Raw genomic sequence first — 4873 nt, 5'->3', positions numbered from 1 at the left:
GAAAACGTGAGATTAGGTACAAAAGCCAAACAAACGGAACATTTGTGCCGTCCGGTTGTATGGTTTTCTATGGCTAGTACAGATCCATGATCTGCCGGATTTCCTCGGGAAGTTCATCCTGCGAGGTGATCTCAGGGCCTTCATAAGAACGCAGGATTTCATAGACGCGGCCGCGCGAGGTGGAGTCGAGGATAGGCAGTTCCTCGGCGATGAGCCGCGTCATAAAACCATTGAGTGGCAGTGAGGTGTGCTCGGTAGCGAGGAAGTGCCCGTGGCGCTTGTCGTCCTCGGCGCGCTCATCTTGCGCCGCGCGCTGTGCCGGAGTGAGGTGCTCTTTTTTGGAGGAGTACATGCACGGTAGCCTACCGCCCGCCTAAAGTGGTGCGGTATGACTTCTCCCAAGCAAGACAATTATGCCCTGGATGACACCCTCGCCGGACGTATCACCCAAGCCACGGCCGTGGCGATCATGACCTCTTATCCGGATTGGATCAAGAACAAGACTGCGCTCGTGTCCGCCTATGTCCTGTCTTTCTTAGGCTTTGGTGCACTCGTGGCAATTACTAATGCCGAGAGCCACGAGGGGCAACCGGAGCCGGAGAAGCCGGAGGTGCCGCTGTGGGCGCTTCCGGTTGGCCTTGGTGCGCTCGTGGTTGGCGGCTGGTTGGGGATTAAGGCACAGCGGGGAATCGTTGGCTTTATCCGCCGCCGCGGCGTGGCAAAACCGTGGACGGTGTGGGGTGGAATCGGGGCCGCCATCGTGTTCATCCTCAGCGAGCTCGAAGCACGCGAGAACGCCGCTCGAAACTAAAAGTGCGTATGGTGGGGCACATGAGCTCACAGGTCACAGATTTGGCGCAGGTCCGCGCCAAACGTGGTGATTCTGCTCGAACCCTGCTGTGTCAGGTGTCCAACGTCCGCGCGGAAGCTGAGGTGCACCGCCAGATTGGTTTCTCGGATGCACTCACGCTGGAAGAGCTTCATCATATTCTCGAGGTCTGCTTCGGCCTGCCTCAAGAGAATTCGCCGTGGCACTTTTTTGAACATACCGATGCCCGCGGCCAACGAATCGATCCGAGCCATACCGTGCGCGAATTCTTAAGCCGCGAAGGCGAGCAGATTGATTATGCCTGGGGGCTGTGGGATTTCGAGATAGTCGTGGTGGAGACCTATCCGCGCGATAACGGCACGCCGGAGGCTCTGTGCGTGGGCGGCTCCGGATCTTTTCAGACACCGTTTGATCTCACCGCCGTGAATGCTGAGCTCACAGGCCAGGAAACCATTGATGAAGTTCTGGATCTTGTGGTTAGTCCCGTCCGCGCGCTCATTGAAAGAACCCGGCTCTATGACTTCGTTCCGCTCCTCCAAGCTTTGGACTTGCATCGCGAAGTCAGCATTGATGCTCGGGCGTACCGCCAGCTGCGTACTCTGCCGCGAGAAGTAACAAACGAAGGCAAGGACGCCTTTTGGTCGATGGCGCTAGCGCTGTCCTGTATGGGCGGGCGCGAGCTGACGGATTCCGTGGTGGAGACCGCCATGGCGGCGTTAGGCTGGGTCGACGATGACGGCGAGGAGCTTCGCGGTGCTGAGATTCGGGAGCTGTGCACGGCCTCCCTCAAGGTTCTTTCCTCCCTCGGCGCCTATGGTGAAGACGCCGTCGCACCCGTGGACCGCCTGGACATTTACCGCGCCCTCATCCGCGGGTAGAGTATTCCGCCGTGACTGAACCTACTTCCACCCTGAAGACACAGCTCGTGCGCTTTGTCTCCGTCGGTGTTTTCACCGCGGCCATCGACTATGGCCTCACTCTCTTCCTGACCTACCTAGGCCTGCACCGCTCCCTGGCCAAGGCGATAGGCTGGGTTTTCGGTACCATCGCCGCGTATGTGGCCAATGCTCGCTGGACTTTCGGTGCACAAGTATCTGGTCGTACCGCCGGTGCCGTGGGCATGCTGTACCTGTCTACCTTCGCCGTGCAGAACTTCCTGTATTGGGTGCTCAACGCTCCGCTGATCAGTCTGGGCTTCGAGGGCGCGCTGAAGGACACTATCGCTTTCGTCATCGCGCAGGGCGTGGCCACGGTGACTAACTTCGCCATTCAGCGCGTATTCATTTTTAAAGGCAAGTAACTATGGTTGGTCGCGCCGAACGCCTCTCACGATCGAATTCCCTGCACGCCCAGGGCGCGAAGTTCGCCATTACGGGAGCCATTGCCGCGCTTATCGACGTCTCCCTGACCTGGCTTTTTCAAATTGGTTTAGGGGTGTTCGGGGACGTGGGCTCCCGAACTGGCGGCTTTGCTGTGGGCACCTTCGTGGCTTATTTATTGAATCGGCGGTGGACCTTCAACGCTCGGGCATCGAAGCGCCGCTTTGCCGCGGTGTTTGCCACCTATGCCATGACCTATGCGATCAATATTTTGTTATACCGCTGGGCCTTCCCCTTTTTCGACCACAACCTGGAGTGGCCCTCGTCCTGGGCACTGGCGGTGGCGTTTGTGATTGCGCAAGGCACGGCAACACTCATCAACTTCTTCGTGCAGCGGTGGGTCATTTTCCGCAGCACGCGCAAGTCCTTTGAGGTTTAGGGCCTGCGGAAGTCTTCCTTGCGGCCACGGTTGTGCAGGCGCAGCCATTCCATGAATCCCTTCACGTCATGCTGCTGCACGATGAAGAACCAGCCGAAACGTGCGAATTCCTGCGGCAGCAGCTTGCGCATGCCGCGCTGCCATAGAAGGTAGCCGCGGTTGCGGTAGGTAAAGAAGCGCTTGAACTCGCCCTCCGGATACTGAGTATGCATTTTGCCGCCGAGGATAGGCTTGAACTCGTCGGAGCCATCCGGGTGCAGGTAGCTGGTGGTCAGCGCAGTGCCGAAGTTTAAGCCCGAGTTGACCAGGCGGCGGTGGTATTCCACCTCATCGCCACGGATGAACAGGCGGTAATCTGGCACGCCGATGATCTCCATGGCCTCGGCGGAGATGAGCGCGCCGTTAAAAAGCGAGGCGATACCAGGGAGGAAGTCGCCCTCTAATTCGCTCATGTAGCGCCGCCACACCAAGCCCTGGCGCAGCGGGAAGGCCAGCTTGGCGGGCTCGTTGATGTTGCACACGGCGGGGGAAACTTCGTGAAGGCTGTTGTTTTCCGCAACCCGGTAGAGCTCCTCGAGCACGTGGTGGTCGGCGGGGCGGCCATCATCATCGGCGCACCACACCGCGTCCGCGCCGAGGGCGAGTGCGGTGAGGAAGCCCAGCGCGAAGCCGCCGGCGCCGCCGAGGTTGGTTTCGGAAGGCACGTAGACGGCGCGCTCACCGGCCAGTTCGTGGAGGAGTTCCTCTACAGCTTGTTCTGTGCCGTTATCGACCACGATGACCCACTGCACTGGGTGCGTCTGGTTCACCACCTGCTCAAGGGAGGCGCGCAGCAGTTCCACGCGCTGGTGGGTGACGATCACAGCGGCCGTCGTACCGGCCTGGGACAGGGTGGCAGTCATGCGTTCCATTGTGCCACCCGTGATGAGTTATACGATGCTAGCCATGGCTGTAAAAGGTATTGAAGAGATGTGGGCTCCTTTTCGGATTTCCATCCAGGTGGGTGACCTGACCCTGCGGGTGCTGCGCGATAGCGACATTGCTGCCATCCACGGTGTTAGTGCGGCTGAGATTTTCGGTGAGCCGCTTCCGGAGTACACGTTCCCCTGGCTGAAAGAGAAGCCGGACCCGAGCTTCCGGTGGGCGCACCGCGCGCAGATGTCCCCGGAAGAATGGTCGCTCGACTTCGGAGTACATCTTGATGGTGAGATCATCGGCTCGGTGGATCTGCGGGCGAAGAGTTTTCCCGATAACCATGAGGTCGTAACCGGATCGTGGATCTACCACCGCCTTCAGGGCCGCGGGATAGGGACGCAGGTCCGCCATGCCGCTGCGGTCTTCTGTTTTGATTACTTGGGCGCGTGCCAGTTGCGCTCCGAGTGGGACCCCGGCAATGAAGCTTCCCAGGCTGTATCACGCAAGCTGGGCTACATCATCGAAGGCAACAAGGCCGTGCTGCGCAAAGAGGACTACCAGCCGGGGCCGGAAGTGATTGTGGCCGGCATGAGCGAGGAGCTGGGCGAGCTGCTTGGGGTGAGGTGCCCTAAGTGACGAAAGTATGACCGACCATTCGGGCGAGTTCAGGTGGTGAATGCATCTATACAGCTGGGAGGTTGTGTAGATGTCCGGTGATGAGAAGCTACGTGAGCGGTATGTGCAGGCGTATCTGCATGATGCGCGTCCGATGGCGGTGATCCTCAAGGAGTTGGGGGTCTCGAAGGCTCAGGCGAGGGTGTGGCGTCAGGCTGAGGGACTTAGCCGCGGCAAGCGCCATCGGAGCCTGAATGAGGATAAGTACAAAGATCAATACCAAAAGATCATTGCTCTTGTAGAAAGCGGCCAGTCTGCGTATAGCGCACTGAAAGAGACAGGTTTCCCACAGACGGCTTACCGATACCTTGCGCAAGACGGTATTGAACTCGCCAACAACAGTCGCGGTGGAGCCATACAAATTGAGCGGGATCGCATTGCTAAAGCTTTGAAACTTGTTGATGCTGGCAAAAGCTATAAGGAAGTCGGCCAGGTAGTTGATCGCTGCGCTGAAACAGTAAAAGCGTGGCACCATAATCGCATGTCTGGGCGTTTGGTACTCAATGATCATCCCACTGAATCCGAATCGAAGGTAGGACGCGGAAAGCGTCTTATTCGCCATGACCGGATAGCGATAGCCTATCTGCTGAAGCAGGGCCATTCTCATCGTGAGATTGCAGCCCAGCTTGGCCGGAATCAGTCGACGATTAGTAGAGAAATCGCTCGTGGGATGACTGAGCATGGCTACGATGCCCT

The 4873-nt window shown here is 58.6% G+C and carries 8 protein-coding genes; 6 read left to right on the top strand and 2 right to left on the bottom strand.

What is annotated here, in order from left to right; all coding sequences use genetic code 11:
* Nucleotides 1–73: 73 nt before the first annotated feature.
* Nucleotides 74–352, bottom strand: a complete 279-nt coding sequence (locus HMPREF2993_RS11630) for a hypothetical protein (RefSeq protein ID WP_046647039.1) — start codon at nt 350–352, stop codon at nt 74–76.
* 36 nt (nt 353–388) lie between these two features.
* Between HMPREF2993_RS11630 and HMPREF2993_RS11625 the strand changes: the two genes are divergently transcribed.
* From HMPREF2993_RS11625 to HMPREF2993_RS11610, 4 genes are read left to right on the top strand one after another with little or no spacing between them, the layout of a single operon-like run.
* Nucleotides 389–811: a hypothetical protein gene (locus HMPREF2993_RS11625; protein ID WP_070702501.1), complete on the top strand. Its 423-nt coding sequence runs from the start codon at nt 389–391 to the stop codon at nt 809–811.
* 20 nt (nt 812–831) lie between these two features.
* Nucleotides 832–1707: a plasmid pRiA4b ORF-3 family protein gene (locus HMPREF2993_RS11620; protein ID WP_070510700.1), complete on the top strand. Its 876-nt coding sequence runs from the start codon at nt 832–834 to the stop codon at nt 1705–1707.
* A gap of 32 nt (nt 1708–1739) precedes the next feature.
* Nucleotides 1740–2129, top strand: coding sequence for a GtrA family protein (locus tag HMPREF2993_RS11615; protein WP_049156808.1), 390 nt, complete (start codon nt 1740–1742; stop codon nt 2127–2129).
* Between the two features lie 2 nt (nt 2130–2131).
* Nucleotides 2132–2587, top strand: a complete 456-nt coding sequence (locus tag HMPREF2993_RS11610; protein ID WP_070702499.1) for a GtrA family protein — start codon at nt 2132–2134, stop codon at nt 2585–2587.
* Here HMPREF2993_RS11610 and HMPREF2993_RS11605 read toward each other — a convergent pair.
* On the bottom strand, nt 2584–3498 hold the full coding sequence (locus HMPREF2993_RS11605; protein WP_198531134.1) for a galactofuranosyltransferase GlfT1: 915 nt from the start codon (nt 3496–3498) through the stop codon (nt 2584–2586). The genes HMPREF2993_RS11610 and HMPREF2993_RS11605 overlap by 4 nt on opposite strands.
* Nucleotides 3499–3532: 34 nt before the next feature.
* On the opposite strand from HMPREF2993_RS11605, the gene HMPREF2993_RS11600 reads away from it, so the two are divergent.
* A complete protein-coding gene (locus HMPREF2993_RS11600; RefSeq protein WP_083318734.1) occupies nt 3533–4138 on the top strand; it encodes a GNAT family N-acetyltransferase in 606 nt (201 codons plus the stop codon).
* 70 nt (nt 4139–4208) lie between these two features.
* On the top strand, nt 4209–4873 hold a 665-nt coding region (locus tag HMPREF2993_RS13690; protein ID WP_168166777.1), incomplete at its 3' end, for a helix-turn-helix domain-containing protein.

Origin of the sequence: Corynebacterium sp. HMSC068G04, assembly GCF_001814885.1 — a bacterium.
In the GTDB taxonomy this organism is placed as follows: domain Bacteria; phylum Actinomycetota; class Actinomycetes; order Mycobacteriales; family Mycobacteriaceae; genus Corynebacterium; species Corynebacterium hiratae.
The sequence above is the reverse complement of the archived record's forward strand: the minus strand, read 5'-3'. Positions and strand labels throughout refer to the sequence as shown.